The following is a 19,094-nucleotide window of genomic DNA, read 5'->3' on the forward strand; positions in this document are numbered from 1 at the left end:
AGTAGTTCAGTATCAATAAGCCAGTTAGACAGCATAAAAAATAACTCCGTTCAAAAGAAGGAGTCATTTTCGTAGGATCATTTTTGCTGTCAACCGATCAGTTTCTTAACTGATCGGTGTTAAGCAAGAAGGGCTGTTTTCGATTGAGGGTGGCAAGGTAAGCGACAGCCATGCCGACAGTGGTGATGTTGAAACCTGGCATATTTCACGTGGGCGCTTTACCCAAAACAACCAACAACACCATTTAATTTTGCTCAAACAGCTCACAAAAGAGCTTAACCGCCAAGAAGTGGCCGTATGGAAAAAGGTGATAAGGATTATTAGCCATGAGCTGAATAATTCGGTGGCGCCCATTGCGTCTATGGTTAACTCGGGTAAGCATTTAACTCAGCATTTAGATAACCCTAAATTACAATTAATTTTTGATACCATCGAAAACCGCACCACACACCTTAGCCAATTTATTTCTCATTATGCACAGTTTGCTAAATTACCGCTGCCACAAAAAACCTTGATTGATTGGGCTAAGATGACTCAGCAATTAGCGCAGCAATATCCATTTAACCTGTTATCCCCTTTACCTACGATGCCAATCGAGCTAGATGCAGTGCAATTAGAGCAAGTTTTTATCAATCTGCTTAAAAACGCTCACGAGTCTGGCGCTAAGGCCGACACAGTGTCGTTAATGTTTGAAGAAGTAACTCATCCCGTTAACGGGTTATTGGTTAAAGTCGAAGACCAGGGTAGCGGAATGTCGACCGAGGTATTGTCGCAAGCCTTGTTACCGTTTTATTCAACTAAGCAGTCGGGTACTGGTATTGGCTTACCTTTATGCCGCGAAATAATCGAAGCCCACGGTGGCCGAATTAGTATGCAAAACCGTGTAGAAGGCGGTTTAAGTGTCAAAGTCTGGTTGCCTTCACAGTAAAAACATTTAGTGAAAACATTTAGTGGGGTCAAAATTTAGTGGGGTCAGGGTAAACATTTATAAAAACACTCTTGTCCCTCAAACCATTTTCTGTCCATAAATGCGTTAAATCTTTAAATAACAAACAAGGTTAAATCGAAGATAGCTATACGGCGGATGTAATCGCGGCTATGACCTTCGAAAACATGGATGTTTTCGCAGAGCGCCCATGGATGGGTTTACCGCGTGTCATAGAAGCGATTTCATTGAGTATCGTTGCCTAAAATCATAAAAAGCAAAACACCTGGGTCCCGGCTCAAAAGCATTGCCGGGACGACGTTAGAGTTAGGACGATATTAAAGTTAGGACCATGAGACAGTAGCTAACATGCCTTTGTCCAGAAATGCGTTAGTTCTTTTAACAAACAAGGTTGAATCGAAGATAGCTATACGGCGGATGTAATCGCGGCTATGACCTTCGAAAACATGGGTGGTTTCGCAGAGCGCCCATGGATGGGTTTACCGCGTGTCATAGAAGCGATTTCATTGAGTATTGATTTTTTATAATTTACATAAATAGCTGAAGACGTCGTAATCGATGTTAATACCAATTCCACTAATTATCTGATTGGTCACATAATTAATGGAAATGGTATAAGATTAAAAACGCCGTTAATGCGGACTAATTAACTCTCACAAAAATGAAGGGATACCATGCACACGATTTTGATTTGTTTACTTATAGCTATGTTATTGCCATATGCCGCTAAAGTGCCTGTTGCGATGGCGATGGCTAAGTTAGGCCGTTATGACAACAACCATCCGCGCGCGCAGCAAGCGCAATTAACCGGTTTTGGCGCGCGAGCCGTTGCAGGGCATCAAAATGCGTTTGAGTCATTAATCGTGTTTGGGGTGGCTGTGCTCACGGCATTAGTGACCAATAATGTCACCGATGTGGTGGCATTACTGGCCATTGTCCATGTGGTTGCCCGAGTGGTGTACCATGTGTTGTATTTATTAGATTACAGCACAATGCGGTCGTTATCTTGGTTTGTGGCGATAGGCGCGTCGATAGCGATATTTTGCCAGGCTTTTTAAAGGCTATAAACGTTGTAATAACCATAAAAAACGCCTTGTTGGCGTTTTTTTATGGCTGTGAGTTAATGCGAGTTTGCTATTGGGGAGCGTCTAGGCTGGCGATACGCTCGTAGCCCATTTCGGTAAGCTGATCGTTAACGCAGTCAAGTAAAAATGCAGCGACTTCGGTTTCAGGTAATTGATCTTCTACCGCTATTTGCTGACAGGCTTCTTTTAACGAAACGATGTCTTTCATTGGTGCTTGAGGCAGCGCACTTGCATTGAAGCTTAAGGCTAAACCGCTAGTAAATAAGGCAGCAATGGCTATGCGAGAAAGGGTAATAGATGTTGACATAATTGTTCCTTCTTGGGAGAACTTTGTTATTTTGACAAATATTACTGTAGCTTAGTTCCTTTGGGTAGTGTCTAAATCGATTTAGGTAATAATGTTATGACCGAGTTTGAGGTGTTACTCAACCAAGTTAATCAATGTCAACTTTGTGCGGCGTCATTAACTGATGGTGTTCGCCCTGTGGTGCAACTCGATCCTCAAGCAAAAATATTGATAATTGGCTAGGGTCTATTGATCTTTGCTGATTGAATTTTGTTCGAGTTAAAAACGTTTTAATCGAGACGAATGGATTGATGCCTAGTCATCTAAGCAAAATCCATTCAACAAAGAGTAAAACGTTTTTAGCCGAACCCTTCGGGCAGCGTTTGTTGGTCATTTTTACTGCGTTATCGACTTTTTATGTAGAATAACTACACCTCAAAGTCTCTGCCTTGTAGAAATGGCCAACAATTCGCTGCAAAAACAACCTTGAAAGATCAACAGACCCTAGGCGCCTGGGCGTAAAGTGCATGAAACGGGTATTCCTTTTAATGATGCCAGTGGTGACAGGTTACGTGAATGGCTAGGCGTAAGCCGAGAAGTATTTTACGATGCTAAGCAGGTTGCCATTATGCCAATGGGGTTTTGTTATCCTGGGAGTTATACTGCGACTACAGCTAAAAAAGGTCAATCGGGTGATTTACCGCCTCGATCGGAATGTGCGCCTAGGTGGCATGATTTATTATTGCAGCGCTTGCTGAATGTAGAGTTGATTTTGTTGGTAGGCCATTATGCTCAGCAGTATTACCTTGGTAGGAATTCCTTAATAAATAAACCTAAAACGCTCACCGAAACGGTAAAACAATGGCACAGCTTTGGGCCTCGCTATATACCGTTGCCCCACCCAAGCCCTCGCAATAATATTTGGTTGAGCCGCAATCCATGGTTTGAAAAAGACTTGCTTAGCGACATAAAACTGCGTGTCGCTAAAGCATTGGCCTAGGCCTGTTTACTGGCGATAAAATCAATGGCACTTGGTGATAAACAACGCTTAGACAAATAAGTGGTGCTTTTTTGCATGGCGATTAAAAAGCCTGCGTCGGTTTGGGTGATGCGGTACACATCGGTCCATAAAATCTGTTGATTTACATGAGTCGATTTGCTGTGGATCCCGCTATCATCAACGACTAATGTAACTGTATCGCCAGCGGCTTTACTGATCATTTGCCGCCATAACCACCAGGTTTTTTTAAAACGAATGCTTAACCACTCGACAACGGCTAAGCCAATAAAAAAGTAGCCTAAGTAATACATTTCTTTTGTATTGGCAGGTAATTGGCCAATACTTTCTTGCATTAAAATGGCCAAACCAATCACTACAAATATAGCTGTTTTGCTGTATTGTTTTAGGCTGGGAGCGGTATTTACCGACTGAGTAAAGCATTCTTCAAAGTAGGTTTTATCGAGCACATACTCTGCGGTGTAATTAAAAGCTGATGACATGATGACCTATGACTGCAATGGAATTACCAAGATTATCGCATAGTCGCCAGTTTGCTCAAAGCTTGAAGCAAACCGGCCTAATTAACCTGTAATTGAACTGACCAATGCCACAGATAATTGTTGCTGCTCTTCTGCTGTGAGCTGTTTATCTTCTTTATTTGATAATGAAAACACGTTATCTGCTCGTTCACCAACCGTACTGATGGTGGCTGAGTGAATATTGAGTTCGAGTAAGCGAAATGCACTGGCAATTTGCTCCATAAAGTCACTGGTGTCCAGTGCAGACACATTCACTAAAGAGCGTGTTGATTTACGTGAGTGCAAAAATTCAATTGTAGGATGATTATCAAAACTTTGGTGACGTCTTGAAGCTCGTTTTTTTGGCAACGCTAAGCCTTTGTCTAGCACTTGATGCAATTTGTTTAATACTTGTTTGCGGCGCTGGGCACTGGTAATGGGCTTTTCGTCAAAATCGAGCACCTTAAATGACTCAACCACATAACCGTCTTTTGTGCGGGCAATTTGAGCCTGTTTTACTGAAATTCGCAGTGCCGCTAGAGTGTTAAACAGCTTTACAAATAATCCAGGGCGGTCTTTGGTATACACAAATACGTCGCTGCAGCCTTTTACAATGGCATCATCGAGTAAAATTAATGTATTAAACTGATTATCTTCTGTTGGTACTGGGTTGTGTTGCAGCATTGCCTGTGTGTATCTAGCTATATCATCGGCTTCAGCATTGCTGAAAAAGGCAATGGGTAATCGCTTCCATAAGGTTTTGATATCGTTTGTGGTGTCTGTATCGCAGTTGAGCAAGTTAAGCGCTTCTTGCTTGTGCTCGCGCACAAGGGTGCGGATTTGAAGAACGTTTTCAAAACCACCTCGCAACGCTTTACGGGTGATAAAATACAGATCTTGCAACAATGAGGCTTTCCAGTCATTCCATAAATCATCATTGGTGGCTTGAATGTCTGCAATAGTGAGGCAATAAAGCGCATCGAGACGGGTTAGGGTGCCGACTTTTTTTGCAAAGGTGTTGATAACGTCTGGATCGTAAATGTCCATCCTTTGTGAGGTGATTGACATCAATAGATGGTTTTCTACCAACCAACAAATTAGTGCTTCTTGAGACGCTTTTAAGCCATGAAATTTGGCAAACATGCTCGCATCTACTGCGCCTAGTTCACTGTGGTCTCCACCACGGCCTTTGGCTAAATCATGAAATAATGCTGCAAACAGTAAGTTAGATTTGTTGGACATTTTTTGGTAAATGTCTGCCGCTAAGGCTAAATCTTTATCAAGACTTTTTATATTTTTGCTGTATGCATAAATGTTTTTCAATACTTTATGAGTATGCTCATCGACGGTGTAGGCATGGAATAAATCAAATTGCATTTGGCCAACCACTTCACGCCATTGCGGCAGGTACGATGCCAAAATACCGTGTTGGTGCATTAAGGTAATGGCCAGCCCCATGCCTTCTGGGTGGGCAAAAATGGCTTTAAATTGCTCGCGGCAACGTTGAAAGTCTTGCAAGTCGCCCATGAGGCGGCGTCTAACTTGGCGCAATAAGCGCAGTGTTTCTGCAGTAATGCCGATGATTTTGTCGTGGTGAATGGCTATAAATTCAAATAACGCCATGATTTGAGTTCGGTCAATAAATACCGTTTCATCACGAACATGAATGTACTGGTCGACAATTTCAAAGTTGTCATTAATGGCAATAATAACTGGATTGAGCTCTGGGATGATTTCGCGTTGAAAATAGGCCATTAATATTTTGTTTAATTCGCCAATGCGTTTCATTGCCCTGAAAAGCTGACGCATCATTTTTTCAATTGCAATACTGCCGCTTTCGCCGATGGACACACTGTCACCAAAGCCCATTAGTTTGGCGACTTCAGCTTGGTATTGCAGTAATAAGCGGTTTTCGGAGCGCTGAGCGGCCTGGTGCAGGGCAAAGCGCACTCTAAACAAAAAGTTTTGGCATTCCATTAGCTCGGCGTATTCGTCGTTGGTTAAAAAACCGAAGCGACGCAGTGATTGCATATTTGCCACACCAAAATGTTTACGAGCCACCCAGGTGAGGGTTTGAATGTCACGAATGCCGCCTGGGCTGGTTTTTAAATTGGGTTCGATGCTAAATGCGGTACCTTGTGCTTTGGCGTGGCGTTCTTGTTGTTCGCTCAATTTGGCATTAAAAAATGCCTGGCTTTGCCATAAATCTTGGCCGTATAGCGCGGTTAGCACTTGTTGTTGATGGTCGCTATTGCCATACAAATGGCGAATTTCGAGCAGGCTGGTGGCAATGGTGACATCGTCTTTACAGGCTTGAAAGGTATCTTTTAAGCTACGCACTGCATGGCCGAGGTCGAGGCCAATATCCCATAACTGAGTTAAAAATTCACTGACTTTTGCGCCGTCGTTAGCGCTAAGTTCACCGTCGTGAATGATGCAAATATCAATGTCGGAGAAGGGATGCAAGGTTTGCCGGCCATAGCCGCCAACAGCATTGAGTGAAATGTGACGATCATCTAAACCAAGTGATTGCCAACGTTGGCAAAGGAGAGTATCAAAAAATTGTGAACGCTTGTTTAACGTGTCATTAATCGCACTCTGAAAAATGTTATCTTGTAAAAATTGATCCAGTGACTTTATTGCCTGCTTAAGTTCTGCAGTGCTCATGTCTGGGCGCAAATCTGTACTGCCAGGTTGCGAAAGCATGTTACTCCTTAGTTGTGTAGTCCTTTTACAGAATAAGGTATTCTTACCCAAAATGGTATCACTCTATTTTATGAGGTTTTATGGTGTCTAAACGAGGTCGCTTAGACCAGTTTATCGCCCGTACGTTACAGATTTCGAAAAAAGCGGTCCGTAATTTACTGATTGATAATAAAGTATTGGTTAATGGTGTGTTGGCAAAGTCACCTGATTTGCAAATTGATGAATTTACGCATGTTGAATGTAACGGGGTGGTGTTGCGCCAGTATGAAAAACAGTACTTTATGCTTAATAAACCCGATGGGGTAGTGAGTGCAACTATTGATGAACAACACCCAACGGCTTTGAGTTTATTAACGGGCATTGACCATGACATGCTGCATATTGCAGGGCGGCTAGATTTACATTCAACGGGGTTATTATTGGTGACCAATGACGCGAAATGGTCAGCGGCATTAATGGCGCCACAAAACAAAGTGGCCAAACAATATATTGTTACTTTGGCCAACCCTATTGGTGATGACTATATCGAGGCATTTGCACAAGGGATGTATTTTGAATACGAGGGCATTACAACTTTGCCTGCGCAACTTACCATCTTGTCGAGCCACCAGGCCAAAGTGGTGTTGCGTGAAGGAAAGTACCATCAAATAAAACGCATGTTTGGCCGTTTTCGTAATCCTGTTGTTGCCCTGCATCGAGTGTCTATAGGGGAAATAGTATTGGATAACACACTGTTACCCGGGCAGTTTCGTTCATTAACAAAAGCTGAAGTTGATTGCATTATTCAGCACTAGATCAACTTTTTCTTACCTGCAACATGTTAATTTAAGGTCATCTCAATAGGCCATAGGTGACATGTGAATTTTCAAGCATTGAAAAAAGTCAGTGAGCTCGATGTGTTTAGTTTGCTGGTATTTAAGATTATCTATGAAACTGGGTTTGCTAATTGCGCCGCTAAAGAGTTAGCTGTTTCTGCTCCAAAAATCAGTCGTTGCCTGACCTCGCTAAGGGTCATTTTTAATGATGAGCTGTTTTTTCGTCGCCAACAAGGTCTAAAACCCACGCCACTGGCAGATCGTTTGTATCAGCCTGTGTGCCAGCTATGTGACATGGTTGGGCAAATTGAGCGTGTAGCCGAAGACAAGTCTAGTCACCAACAAACGTCAATATTACATGTGGCTGTATCGCCAAGTATTATTACCAGTGTTGCCATTGCCTTAAGCCAGTGTCCTCGCGATACGATAGGTAAAGTCAAGTTACACAGTTGGCAGAGTGACACCGAAGAGCTGATTTATAATGGTGAGTTGGATTTTGGCATTGGGTTTGATACTCAAGATGCCCATGGTTTAGAAGTGCACACTATTGGCCGTGTCACGTCATTGTGTTTAGTGGGTAAGCAACAACATTCTGTATGGGATAATGCCGATGAAATTACACTTGAGGATGTGATCCAACACTCTATTGTGTATTTGAAATGTCGAGGTTTTAACAATCGTATCGATCCACTAGAACTGTATTGCCAAACACATGGCTTACCGTTAGAAGATATTGAATGTGTTAAAAAACTTGAAGATTGGTATTGGCACATACTTACCCTGGACAGTTTGGCGCTAACGATTTGTAATGAGGGTTCTTTTGCAAGCCAGATCCCCCAATTGCGCGTTGAGCGATTAGCCGCCTCAGAGTTTGCCCGGCTTAATTCTGTGATGCCTATGCCGGATTACTGTTTAATTGAACGAGCAGAGCATTACCGCAGATATTCTGCAGATGTGAAGCAAATGATAATCAATATCACTCGTTCAATAATAATGTGAGCGGATTCAAAATCTCAATGGACGAACGGACAAGGATGTCTTATTTACCACCATGCAGGATAATATTTTAATTTTATAAAAATCAATCATTTGGAGTTGGTAGTTGATTGGTTTCCACAACTGGATTTATTCTGTCTTTTCAAATACCTCTTTAGGGTTGCAAATAATGAAATCCCCCTTTTCATCTATCAGTATATCCGATAATAAAACTGCAGATTTCTGTTAACGAATTTGCAACCAATCGTCACAGCTTTACTATCTCGCACGGGTATTTTGGCGTAATTCCTTATATTTTGTATGTGTAAGACCTACAAATCTAAATCGGGGGATTTAAGATGAAAAAATATAATAGAACTTTACTGGCTGCAGCGTTTATTGCAGCTTTTGGTATTGCAGGGTGTGGCTCGGACGGATCCGATGGCGCCGACGGCGTTGATGGTGTTAATGGCGTTGACGGAGTAGATGGTGCTGACGGTACGTCTGCTGCATTGACTGTAACAACCGTAGAAAATGCATATGACTTTAATTTAACGCTCGACCCAGCAGATATTGTGGTGGTGGGTAGCGATCCATTTAGCATTAAGTTTACTGTTTCTGGGATTGGTACAGGTAACAAAGTTGTTCCTTTTTCTGGGCTTGAAAGAGTGGCTTTATATGTGATGAGCCAATCAGAAAATACCACTGATACTGGCGCTCCTATGTTATGGACCAGTCATACTTTAGCCAATGATTTTGGCAGTAGCATGTACTGTAACTTAACCGGTAGCACTACAGCGCGTGATGGCTCTGTGGTTAATGCCTGTACGCTTGTTGAAGATACCGCTAATCCTGGTACCTATACTGGTTCTTGGACTCACGAAGGTAATGCGCCAGTCGTATTAACCGACGGTGATGCTAACGATTTAGTTCGTGTAATTATTCGTGCTTATGATGTAGTAGACGCAGACGGAACAAGTATCAGCGATAAAATTTTATCAACACCGTTAGATTTTATTCCTGCAACGGGTGAGCTAGCTGTTTCTGAAAAAGACTCTGTGTCGAATGCGGCATGTATTAAATGTCACAGCTCATTAGATGGTTACGCTGATACTGACATGCGTATTGCTAATATTGATGCTCACCATAATTATCAAAAAGTGGAAAACTGTGTGGCTTGTCATAACCCAGCCTATGCGGGCGGACAAGATGATCCTGAAAAAGGCTATAACGCTAATTTCAACGCCATGATCCACACCATTCATGCGGGACATCAAATTGCAGATTCACTCACTGGCGAAGCCAAAGAAATGTTTGGTGAAATTGGTTTCCCATCTGAGTTAAATGAGTGTACAGCATGTCATGATAACGGTACTCAGTGGAACGATAACATTTATGCTGAAGCTTGTGTGTCTTGTCACGTTGATGTCGACTTAACCACGGGTGATAACCATAATGGCATTATTCCTGCGAGTGACGCTGTATGTTCTGGTTGTCATGGTGCGGGTAGTTTAAGCCCTATGCAAGCTCATAATGTCGGCGTACGTGCAATGACGACTGATTCAATTGTCATGTCCGTAAGCAATGTGGTTTATGCTGAAGATGCAGTTGATGTAAGCGGTGTAATGCAAGACCAAATGACAATTACATTTGATGTAACAGTTGATGGCTCTCCAATTGTTGATGGATTTGATTTTGCAGATTATGCAAACTACGACGAAATCAAAACAGGTACAGTTGACGCTGATGGTACTTATTATGTGGGTACTTCTGTAAACCTATCTGGTGTAGTTTCATCTGGTGGTAAGTTTGTGGTGACTAAAGTGGCTAACTTCAATGTTGCTGGTCAAACTATCGCAATTACACCTCGCTTCTCGGTGTGTGCTGATTCAGATGCTAAATTAGTTGCCTGTCAAGATGCCAGCGGTGAAGACCAATATGCTGTTGAATATGTTGCAGTTACTATGGACACCAAATACTGGAATCTAGCTAATGCAGATGGTTCTGGTGCTAACATTGCTCGTCAAAGTGTGCCATCAATGGTGACCGCAGATGAAGCGAAATGTAGCACTTGTCATACTTCTCTTGGCATTGCAAAACACTATGGTAACGAACGTTTTGACCAATGTATGGGTTGTCATAACAACACATGGGGTGGTTCTTACCATGTTACTGTTGAATACAAAACAGATGAAGTTAATGACGATGGTGAACCTGTATTTGCAACCATTGATGATTTAACTTACAACAACCGCGACTTAATGACTGTTTCTCACCGCTTCCACAGTGGTTTATGGGACGATAACCGTGGTTTCCCTGCAATTAACTTAAATTCAAATATGGAAACCCAAGGTTACCCTGCTGTTGCGACTGAATGTTCAGCTTGTCATAAAGACGACATGAATATCTTTGCTGCTGATGGTGGTTTAGCGTCAGGTAAACGTGCTATTGCGGTTAATTCTGCTGGTACTCAGTTTATCTCTCCAGTTGCAGAGTCATGCCGTACTTGTCACGCTCACTCTGATGCCGCAGCACTGGCTCACTTTAAAGCGAATGGTGCAACAGTTGAAGGTGAACCTGATACTACTGCTGATTTACCTGTAGAGTCTTGTGCAACTTGTCATGCTGAAGGTAAAACTTACGGTATTGATACAGTGCATTCAACTGTGGCTCACTAGGTTAATACAAAATACAATTTCTTAATCATCACATAAGAAACTAAGTAAGAGGGCGGCAGCAATGTCGCCCTCTTTTTTTTGTTTGATTTTCGGTGTAGCTAGGGGCGCTTCGCTGCTAGGGCGGACTTCGTCTTGCTAGGTCGCTACGCTGCTAGAGTACTACGTCGTCCCGGTAACGCTTTTGAGCCGGGACCCAGGTGTTGGCTTTTGGGGCTTAGGTACTAGGTTCTAGATCCTAGGAACTCGCAAGCTCGCCAGAGAGCGGACTTCGTCCTGCTAGGTCGCTTTGCTTCTAAGATTTTATAGATTCTAGCCGCGCAGCGTCCTAGCAGCGTAGCGCTCTAGGTTCTAGACTCTAGCTTTAGACTCAAGAGGAGTGATCGCCATTTTATCGTAGATACAAAAAGGGAGGCATTGCTGCCTCCCTTGGAATTGATGATTAGCGGTGCTAATCGAGTGCTATTAGCGATTATGCTGCCGTTTGTTGGCGCTGCATGGTCAATAACCATTTACCGTAGATAAAGATACCCACAGCCGAAATAATCCCGATAGCGGCAATGATGTACCATGCCATACCAATGTTATTGGCTTCATAAAGCATATGGGTTAATTGTTGTGCTTCCATGCCGGTAAAATCGACTAAACGCATAAAGGCTTCACCTTGTGGAATCGCATCAACATCAGTTTGGCTCATGCCACGGCTGACTAATTCATTACGCGAGATAATCTCTTTAGAGGCATAAATTTGGTAAAGCTTAGGGGCAAAGTAGCCTTCTAATGTCCAACCTATCCCTTGCGGTAACATCACAAAGCCTAGGTACATGGCTTTTTTACCTTCAGGGGCAATATTACCCATAAATTCGTTTTTCTTTGGGCTAATCATCATTTCACCGAAAGAGAACATGGCGATGGCCAATACAATCATCCAGGCAGCATTAAATGCGCCTACCAGCATGATAGCGGTAATACTTAAGATACAGCCCACTAACATTGCGGTGGTAATACGGTACTTGGCAGTAAATGCAGCCACCAAGAAACAGGTAGTCATGATCATACCGGCGTTAAGGTTTAACATGCCTTCTGGCATGACCTTAGTCCCTTCATTATTTAGGCCAAGCCAGAATTGTAAAATACCGTTGCTGGTGCCTTCTGGGCCAAATAATGAGGTGACAATAATGCTGGTATCAACCCATTCGGCAATATGAATAGGCAGTACGTCAAATAACGAGTTATATAAAAACCAGAAGCCTGCAAATACCAACATGTAGTAAATCACGACTGGCTTTTTAAGTTCGTTTAATGCGTCTTTCCATAATGCTTCTTGTTGGATTTCGCCAGATTTTATTTTTTTGGCACGTTCTAAACGTTCATCTTTACCTGGCTCTTTATAAGCCAGTAAAAACAAAAAGTTGAATGAGATGATGGCTGCACAGGCATAAAACACATTGTCCCACGATAACTGACGCATATGCACAGCAACCAATGGCCCTAAGAAACCACCGATATTAACTACCTGGTAAAATATGCCCCAGGCCATTGAGGTGTTTTCGCGTTTAGTCGACAACACTAATGTGCCTTGAATACCGGGCTTAAATACCCCTGTACCTGCGGCAAGCAACATGGCTCCGGCTAAAAATCCCCAAAAGTTTGGGAAAAACGCCATGGTGAGATAGCCCATGATTTTAATAATGGTTGATACAAAAATGGTTTCTTTGTAGCCAACTCGATCGGAAATACCACCAGTTAATACTGGAATAAAGGTTTGTAGCATAGCCCATACAGCAATGATGATGCCGTAATCGTGCAAATCGATGCCTAAACCACCCTCAGATACGGGGGATTTGGCATATAAACCGGCAGAGGCTTTTACGCCATAGTAGGCGATACGTTCAACCAGCTCCATGCCGCCGACCAGCCAAAAAATATAACCGAGGCTAGTGATTGATGCCCACATTCCCAGTTGTTTTACTTCACTCAGGTCGTTGCCTGAATGCGAATTAGTGCTCATAAGTCACCCTTTATTATTGTGTGTTGAGTTAACGCAAGACACTCTACCTAAGTTGAGGGAAAATATCCAAAAAACAAAAAGCGGATCGTGAGATCCGCTTTGTTTATTGTCAATTGCTGTGCATTTTAGCCGATATTTAGGCGCCACAACATTTTTTATATTTTTTGCCACTGCCGCAAGTGCATACATCATTACGGTTAGGTTTTGCGTCAAACGTAACGGTTTTAGGTTTGTTCAGTAAACCTGTTAGCTCAACAATGTTCTCGGCTTTATCGGCATCAACAGTAATGTTAGCAAATAGCTTGTGCTCAGCGACCATGGTGGCAACTTCTGCTTTGCGATCTTCAGTTTGCACCGTGAGGTTTAGCGGTGAAATTTCAGTACCCGGTTTAGTCGCTCGTTTGGTGTTATAACCGCTTTCGCCATAGGCTGGCTTTGGGGTTCTGCGACCTTTAAAAAAGAATTTATCAGACATGGTTTTGACCCATTAAATAGAATGATGATATTGGCGCAAGCTTATACAGCAAAAACGCAAAATGGGATATTAAAGTTTGCTATAAGTATAAAATAAAAAAACCAGCGACACATCGCTGGTTTTTAGTGTCAATGTAACTAATACCAATCAGCACAAGAATGTGATCATTCTTACTGGTTAAAATCGCTTATAAGGTCGTTAGAAATTTTGAAGGTAGAATAACTAGCTCGCTGCAATTTCTGCCTTATTCTAAGCGATTTTTACTACGCAATCTCTGATCACTTATTTATCCTGATTGGTATATTTGATTACGCTTCTATTTTAGCCAGCTCAACTTTTTGCTCGTTTAATTTTTCAATATCACGAGTTAAGTCGGTCATTTTTGCGCGCTCTTTATCAATAACGGCGGCAGGGGCTTTGGCCACAAAACCTTCGTTAGATAATTTGCCTTCAATACGGGCAATTTCTTGCGCTAGCTTTTCTAGTTGCTTGTCGATACGCGCCATTTCAGCAGCTACATCAATTAAGCCGGCCATTGGAATGAGTAGCTCCATATTGCCCACTAACTGGGTTGTCGACATTGGCGCGCTGTCACCTTCCTCAAGCACTGTGATGGTTTCAAGCTTGGCAAGACTTGCAAAGAAAGCTTGGTTGGCTTCAAGGCGAATACGGTCTTGATAACTTACACCACGCACTAAGGCATTAAGTGGCTTAGACGGGGCAATGTTTAGCTCGGCGCGAATGTTACGTACTGCCACAATCACTTGTTTAACCCATTCCAAATCGGCCATTGCTGTGGCATCAACTTGATCAGCTTGATAGGTTGGGAACGTGGCCAACATCAAGGTGTCACCGGTTACGCCGGCTAACGGCTTAACACGCTGCCAAATGGTTTCGGTAATATATGGCATGATTGGGTGCATTAAACGCTGCATTTTTTCAAGCACGGTCACTAATGTATGGCGTGTGCCACGCATTTGCGCTTCGCTGCCACTTTGCATTACAGGCTTGGTGAGCTCTAAATACCAGTCACAGAATTGGTTCCAGGTGAACTCGTATAAAGTGTTAGCTGCCAAGTCGAAACGGTAAGCGGCCATGTGGTCGTCGAAGGTTTTTACGGTTTGGTTGAATAAACCAATAATCCAACGGTCGGCTAATGACAGCTCCATTTCACCTGGTTTGCCGTCAACTAAGATTTGGCCGCAATCAAGTGGTGTGCCAGCTTCGTCGCTGTCTGGGTTGGTTTGAGTTTCTGTGTTCATCAGCACGTAGCGTGATGCGTTCCATAACTTATTACAGAAACTACGGTAACCGTCTAGGCGCTTCATGTCCCAGTTAATGTCGCGACCGGTTGATGCCATTGCAGCTAAAGTAAAGCGCAATGCGTCAGTACCGTGCGCTTCAATGCCTTCGCTAAACTCTTTGCGGGTACTCTTTTCAATTTTTGCGGCCAGCTGTGGCTGCATCATGTTGCCGGTACGTTTTTCAACTAGCGCTTCGAGTTCAATACCGTCAATCATGTCTAATGGGTCAAGTACGTTACCTTTAGATTTTGACATCTTGTTACCGGCTTCGTCACGGATAAGACCGGTCACGTAAACGGTTTTAAAAGGCACTTGTGGTTTGCCGTTTTCATCTTTAATGAAATGCATGGTCATCATGATCATACGGGCAACCCAGAAAAAGATGATGTCAAAACCTGTGACCAACACATCTGTTGGGTGGAAGGTTTTTAAGTCTTCTAAATTGTCTGGCCAGCCTAGGGTTGAGAATGTCCATAACGCTGAGCTAAACCAGGTATCTAATACGTCATCGTCTTGGCGCAGTAAGGCTGAGTCGGCAAGTTTATGCTTGGCGCGTACTTCTGCTTCGTTACGGCCAACGTACACTTTGCCGTTTTCGTCATACCAGGCTGGAATACGGTGTCCCCACCATAACTGGCGTGAAATACACCAGTCGTTGATGTCGCGCATCCACGAAAAGTACATGTTTTCGTATTGCTGTGGCACAAATTTGATTTCGCCGGTTTCAACCGCTTCGATGGCGGTTTTAGCCATAGACTCAACGGCCACGTACCACTGGTCTGTGAGTAATGGTTCAATCACCACACCTGAGCGATCGCCATATGGCACTTTTAAGCCGTGTGGCGCGACTTTTTCAAGTAAACCTAGGGTGTCAAATTCTGCCACGATTGCATCACGGGCTTTAAAACGATCTAGGCCAACATAACGCTCTGGTAAGGCCATTTCGATGTCTTTGTTTGGCGTGCCGTCGGTGTTAATCACTTCAACAAAGCTACGTACTGATGCATCTAACGTGAAGATGTTGTACATAGGCAATGCATGACGCTTACCCACTTCATAGTCGTTAAAGTCGTGTGCTGGGGTGATTTTTACGCAGCCTGTGCCAAATTCCATGTCGACATAATCGTCGGCAACAATCGGGATTAATCGATTAACGATTGGTAGTAAAATGAACTTACCGATGAGTGACTGGTAACGCTCGTCATCTGGGTGCACAGCAACTGCACTGTCACCTAGCATGGTTTCTGGGCGGGTTGTGGCAACTTCGAGGTAGTCTTTACCGTCGGCCGTGAGCGCACCTTGTGCCAAAGGATAGCGGAAGTGCCACATGTGGCCTTGCTTTTCTTTGTTTTCAACTTCTAAGTCTGAAATGGCGGTGTGTAGCTTTGGATCCCAGTTTACTAGGCGCTTGCCGCGATAAATTAATTCGTCATCATAAAGACGCACAAACACTTCTTGAACCGCTTTTGATAAGCCTTCGTCCATGGTGAAACGTTCGCGATCCCAATCAACTGAGGCGCCCATGCGACGAAGTTGTTTGGTGATGGTGCCGCCAGACTGTGCTTTCCAGTCCCAGACTTTATCGATAAAGGCGTCACGGCCTAAATCGTGGCGTGTTTTACCTTCTTCGGCTTCAAGCTTGCGCTCCACCAACATTTGCGTGGCGATACCGGCGTGGTCGGTACCCACTTGCCAAAGGGTATTTTTACCCTTCATGCGTTGATAGCGGGTGAGGGTATCCATGATAGTGTCTTGGAATGCATGACCCATGTGTAAGCTACCGGTTACGTTCGGTGGCGGGATCATGATGCAGTAGTTGCCTTGTGATTCATCACCATGGGGCTTGAAGTAACCTTGCTCTTCCCAATTTTGGTAAAGGGCTTGTTCGATAGACTTTGGGTTGTATGTTTTTTCCATAGGAGCGTTATGTTCTCTATCTAAATAAGTGTTTATTCTGCTAATGCTTGGGTGCTAGGTGTGATGCCGGCACTTTGGTATTGACGGTAGCGATTGCGGGCAATGCGCTTGAGTTCATCGTCATTAGCGACAAAATCGATAATATGGGGCAAGTTTACCGCAAAAGTGGGCATTTGGTCTGCAAGATTAATCAGAACTTGGCGACTTTTATTTGGCCCTAGGGTGTCAAAACCAATTTCAACAGGCGCGCCTGTTACAGGGCCTTCACCTTTTAAATTGTGCGGTACAAAGGCGTTTGGCTCAAATTGCCACAGTAACTCGTCAATTGCATAGGCTTGTTGTTTGTCTTTGCAATGAATATAGACGGTTTTTTGCTGGCGATAATGTTGTTCTGCTAACCGGCAGGCAGCCAAATAAAGCGCATCTAATGCACTCATTTGATTATGATTATCAGGCATAAGGTAAAACAAGGCTTGAGTCATGTTGTGCAGCTTTTTAGCGGTTAATAAGTTGGCCACGAGTTTACACTAAAATCGCTTGCGGGTTAATGGCTGTGGTTCTGCGATTTATATGACATTTGCATTAGCTACCCTTAGCGAATTAGTTCACATTTTACATGGGTAGGGCTTGTGCCTTTGGTGCACTCTTTTAATGCTCTGCGTTGTGCTTTTAGCATTGTGTCATAACCAAAACCGTAGCCATAGCGAATATGACCACTCTCGCTAACAGCAACAGCAAGAGCTTTGTGATCGTTAAAGTCTTTAAATTGCTTTAACACTTCGATCAGATTTTGATCATTTGTTATGAATTGACACGCTTTAGCTTTTGGGTTTTGTTCGCAAGCTAATGGATATTGATCAATTACATGATATGAAATATCGATACTGTTAAACCAAGAAGACCAGCTGGTTTCTTTTATCTCATTTGTAAGATCAGCAGGAACATGAATTTGCAGTTGTTGGTTGTCAGAATCTTGTGGCCCTAACCAGACTAAGTTGAGTTTATTGTCGTTAGGGTGGCCGTCTGCAACAAGCACATCGCCTGCGCAGTTTTCGCACAGTTGCTCATCTGCTTTTATGATTGATATTTGGGTTGAGAAGCCAGAAGCGCCGCTGCAACTTCGTTCAAAGATAACAGCTTTGTACATGTTATCTAATGATAGCGATTCGGTGTAAACGGTATTACCGCACATGGAGTTAAGTAGCCAGCCCAATAGAATGGCCGCTAACCCATAAAGGGCTAACGCGCTGACGATGGTAATGATAATGACTTTTAACGCTTTCATCTGAACATCCATTTCAATGACTTTAATGCAATAAAGTAGAGGGTATTGGGTATAAAAAGGCTAAATGTAGTAATTACCTTTGCCTTGTTTGCTGCGGGCTTTGGCTTGGTTCATCTTAACCCCATGTAGACGCTAAACAATATAATGGTTACTTTACTTAATTTAACAAGTTAAACATTGTTTATGCTCGATTTTTAGGGGATGAATTAAGCTGGGTTATTGGACTTGAGATGCAAAGTATCGTTGGTAGAGTGTTTGATAATGGCCAGATGCTTTTAATTGATCAAATGCGTGTTGCCATTGTGCGATGGTTTCATCATTGGTGTCGTTTGAAAAGGCAATATACAAAGTTGAGTCATAAAGTTTAATGGGTGTTTTCTCTATGGTGTTTACATCAATATTGGCTGCTTTGGCCAAAAATGGCATCACCAGTTCGCTCATTGGGGCAACATCAACCCGTCCATGATTGAGCATTTTCAATGATTGGATTTGCGATTTGTCGGTACTTAAATTTGAGAATTCATTCGTTTCTAAATAGGTGTGGTCGGCATTACCTTGTACCACGCCAATTTTAGAGACGCGCTTTAAATCGGTTAACTCTTTTAATGTTAGCCCTGAGTTACGTTTTTGATAAAAATACACACCACTAGTGATAATTGGGCCTACCCATTTCATGTCGTTTTCTCGCTCAGGCCTTTTTGCGATAACAAATAATGCCGTTTTGGGCTGTGTTTTTAAGTTCTGAAATGCACGATTAAATGGGAGTAGTTCGATATTGGCTTGCATTCCACTGATTTGAGCCATGCCTTTAACGAGTTCAACAGAGAAGCCCGTTAACTGAGCATTTTGTTGATAACTAAAAGGATGTAATGAATGGGTAATAAAGCGGATGTGTCCATCTGCTTGAGCAAATGCAGGTGAAGGCATCAAGGCTAGCGTTAGTATAAGCACTAACATAACCGCTGAGGTTAACGACGATATTAACGCGTCGAGGCAGTTACATTTAGGTATGTACACTGACATGTTCACTAAAGGAAGTTTCACTTAATCATTTCCTGAGTTGTCAGTTTTGTATTTGGATTAAGCGATACCATGC

At 43.0% G+C, this 19,094-nt stretch carries 15 protein-coding genes and 1 pseudogene; 7 read left to right on the top strand and 9 right to left on the bottom strand.

Annotated elements, in window-relative coordinates; genetic code table 11:
- Positions 1–145: 145 nt before the first annotated feature.
- Together IEW93_RS15460 and IEW93_RS15465 are read left to right on the top strand one after the other, a co-directional pair.
- A pseudogene (locus tag IEW93_RS15460) lies at positions 146–928 on the top strand (sensor histidine kinase); the annotation flags it as partial.
- 692 nt (positions 929–1,620) lie between these two features.
- Positions 1,621–2,004 carry an MAPEG family protein gene (locus IEW93_RS15465; RefSeq protein ID WP_188740198.1) on the top strand — a complete coding sequence of 128 codons (384 nt, stop codon included), beginning with the start codon at positions 1,621–1,623 and terminating at the stop codon, positions 2,002–2,004.
- A 76-nt stretch (positions 2,005–2,080) separates the two neighbouring features.
- On the opposite strand, the gene IEW93_RS15470 is transcribed toward IEW93_RS15465, so the two are convergent.
- On the bottom strand, positions 2,081–2,338 hold the full coding sequence (locus IEW93_RS15470; protein WP_223419435.1) for a hypothetical protein: 258 nt from the start codon (positions 2,336–2,338) through the stop codon (positions 2,081–2,083).
- Positions 2,339–2,434: 96 nt separating this feature from the next.
- Between IEW93_RS15470 and IEW93_RS22275 the strand changes: the two genes are divergently transcribed.
- Both IEW93_RS22275 and IEW93_RS15475 read left to right on the top strand, forming a co-directional pair.
- Positions 2,435–2,560, top strand: coding sequence for a hypothetical protein (locus IEW93_RS22275; RefSeq protein ID WP_263283587.1), 126 nt, complete (start codon positions 2,435–2,437; stop codon positions 2,558–2,560).
- A 280-nt stretch (positions 2,561–2,840) separates the two neighbouring features.
- Positions 2,841–3,317, top strand: a complete 477-nt coding sequence (locus tag IEW93_RS15475; RefSeq protein ID WP_188740199.1) for a uracil-DNA glycosylase family protein — start codon at positions 2,841–2,843, stop codon at positions 3,315–3,317.
- Here IEW93_RS15475 and IEW93_RS15480 read toward each other — a convergent pair.
- Positions 3,314–3,817 carry a YcxB family protein gene (locus IEW93_RS15480; RefSeq protein ID WP_188740200.1) on the bottom strand — a complete coding sequence of 168 codons (504 nt, stop codon included), beginning with the start codon at positions 3,815–3,817 and terminating at the stop codon, positions 3,314–3,316. The genes IEW93_RS15475 and IEW93_RS15480 overlap by 4 nt on opposite strands.
- 81 nt (positions 3,818–3,898) lie before the next feature.
- Complete coding sequence (glnD, locus tag IEW93_RS15485) at positions 3,899–6,541, bottom strand: [protein-PII] uridylyltransferase (protein WP_188740201.1); 2,643 nt, start codon at positions 6,539–6,541, stop codon at positions 3,899–3,901.
- 80 nt (positions 6,542–6,621) lie between these two features.
- On the opposite strand from glnD, the gene IEW93_RS15490 reads away from it, so the two are divergent.
- The 3 genes from IEW93_RS15490 (at position 6,622) to IEW93_RS15500 (ending at position 11,009) form a co-directional block, all read left to right on the top strand.
- Positions 6,622–7,335: a 16S rRNA pseudouridine(516) synthase gene (locus IEW93_RS15490; RefSeq protein WP_188740202.1), complete on the top strand. Its 714-nt coding sequence runs from the start codon at positions 6,622–6,624 to the stop codon at positions 7,333–7,335.
- A gap of 63 nt (positions 7,336–7,398) precedes the next feature.
- Positions 7,399–8,355: a LysR family transcriptional regulator gene (locus IEW93_RS15495; protein ID WP_188740203.1), complete on the top strand. Its 957-nt coding sequence runs from the start codon at positions 7,399–7,401 to the stop codon at positions 8,353–8,355.
- A 335-nt stretch (positions 8,356–8,690) separates the two neighbouring features.
- The gene (locus IEW93_RS15500) at positions 8,691–11,009 is read left to right on the top strand and encodes an OmcA/MtrC family decaheme c-type cytochrome (RefSeq protein ID WP_188740204.1); all 2,319 of its coding nucleotides are present in this window, start codon (positions 8,691–8,693) and stop codon (positions 11,007–11,009) included.
- A gap of 469 nt (positions 11,010–11,478) precedes the next feature.
- Here IEW93_RS15500 and IEW93_RS15505 read toward each other — a convergent pair whose 3' ends face one another.
- The 6 genes from IEW93_RS15505 to IEW93_RS15530 form a co-directional block, all read right to left on the bottom strand.
- Positions 11,479–13,017: an MFS transporter gene (locus IEW93_RS15505; RefSeq protein ID WP_188740205.1), complete on the bottom strand. Its 1,539-nt coding sequence runs from the start codon at positions 13,015–13,017 to the stop codon at positions 11,479–11,481.
- A gap of 136 nt (positions 13,018–13,153) precedes the next feature.
- Positions 13,154–13,492: a PBPRA1643 family SWIM/SEC-C metal-binding motif protein gene (locus tag IEW93_RS15510; protein ID WP_188740206.1), complete on the bottom strand. Its 339-nt coding sequence runs from the start codon at positions 13,490–13,492 to the stop codon at positions 13,154–13,156.
- 308 nt (positions 13,493–13,800) lie between these two features.
- Positions 13,801–16,713 carry a valine--tRNA ligase gene (locus tag IEW93_RS15515; protein WP_188740207.1) on the bottom strand — a complete coding sequence of 971 codons (2,913 nt, stop codon included), beginning with the start codon at positions 16,711–16,713 and terminating at the stop codon, positions 13,801–13,803.
- Between the two features lie 32 nt (positions 16,714–16,745).
- Positions 16,746–17,195 carry a DNA polymerase III subunit chi gene (locus IEW93_RS15520; protein ID WP_188740257.1) on the bottom strand — a complete coding sequence of 150 codons (450 nt, stop codon included), beginning with the start codon at positions 17,193–17,195 and terminating at the stop codon, positions 16,746–16,748.
- A gap of 110 nt (positions 17,196–17,305) precedes the next feature.
- The gene (locus IEW93_RS15525; RefSeq protein WP_188740208.1) at positions 17,306–17,998 is read right to left on the bottom strand and encodes a hypothetical protein; all 693 of its coding nucleotides are present in this window, start codon (positions 17,996–17,998) and stop codon (positions 17,306–17,308) included.
- A 216-nt stretch (positions 17,999–18,214) separates the two neighbouring features.
- A complete protein-coding gene (locus tag IEW93_RS15530) occupies positions 18,215–19,042 on the bottom strand; it encodes a substrate-binding periplasmic protein (protein WP_188740209.1) in 828 nt (275 codons plus the stop codon).
- Positions 19,043–19,094: the final 52 nt, after the last annotated feature.

It is taken from the genome of Shewanella inventionis, assembly GCF_014641855.1.
Classification (GTDB): domain Bacteria; phylum Pseudomonadota; class Gammaproteobacteria; order Enterobacterales; family Shewanellaceae; genus Shewanella; species Shewanella inventionis.

What these genes read in the sequence shown, in the direction of transcription:
- IEW93_RS15490 (WP_188740202.1), top strand. Translation starts at nt 6,622, where the DNA reads ATGGTGTCTAAACGAGGTCGCTTAGACCAGTTTATCGCCCGTACGTTA.
- glnD (WP_188740201.1), bottom strand. Translation starts at nt 6,541, where the DNA reads ATGCTTTCGCAACCTGGCAGTACAGATTTGCGCCCAGACATGAGCACT.
- IEW93_RS15525 (WP_188740208.1), bottom strand. Translation starts at nt 17,998, where the DNA reads ATGAAAGCGTTAAAAGTCATTATCATTACCATCGTCAGCGCGTTAGCC.
- IEW93_RS15480 (WP_188740200.1), bottom strand. Translation starts at nt 3,817, where the DNA reads ATGTCATCAGCTTTTAATTACACCGCAGAGTATGTGCTCGATAAAACC.
- IEW93_RS15510 (WP_188740206.1), bottom strand. Translation starts at nt 13,492, where the DNA reads ATGTCTGATAAATTCTTTTTTAAAGGTCGCAGAACCCCAAAGCCAGCC.
- IEW93_RS15470 (WP_223419435.1), bottom strand. Translation starts at nt 2,338, where the DNA reads ATGTCAACATCTATTACCCTTTCTCGCATAGCCATTGCTGCCTTATTT.
- IEW93_RS15505 (WP_188740205.1), bottom strand. Translation starts at nt 13,017, where the DNA reads ATGAGCACTAATTCGCATTCAGGCAACGACCTGAGTGAAGTAAAACAA.
- IEW93_RS15515 (WP_188740207.1), bottom strand. Translation starts at nt 16,713, where the DNA reads ATGGAAAAAACATACAACCCAAAGTCTATCGAACAAGCCCTTTACCAA.
- IEW93_RS15500 (WP_188740204.1), top strand. Translation starts at nt 8,691, where the DNA reads ATGAAAAAATATAATAGAACTTTACTGGCTGCAGCGTTTATTGCAGCT.
- IEW93_RS15520 (WP_188740257.1), bottom strand. Translation starts at nt 17,195, where the DNA reads ATGACTCAAGCCTTGTTTTACCTTATGCCTGATAATCATAATCAAATG.
- IEW93_RS15465 (WP_188740198.1), top strand. Translation starts at nt 1,621, where the DNA reads ATGCACACGATTTTGATTTGTTTACTTATAGCTATGTTATTGCCATAT.
- IEW93_RS22275 (WP_263283587.1), top strand. Translation starts at nt 2,435, where the DNA reads ATGACCGAGTTTGAGGTGTTACTCAACCAAGTTAATCAATGTCAACTT.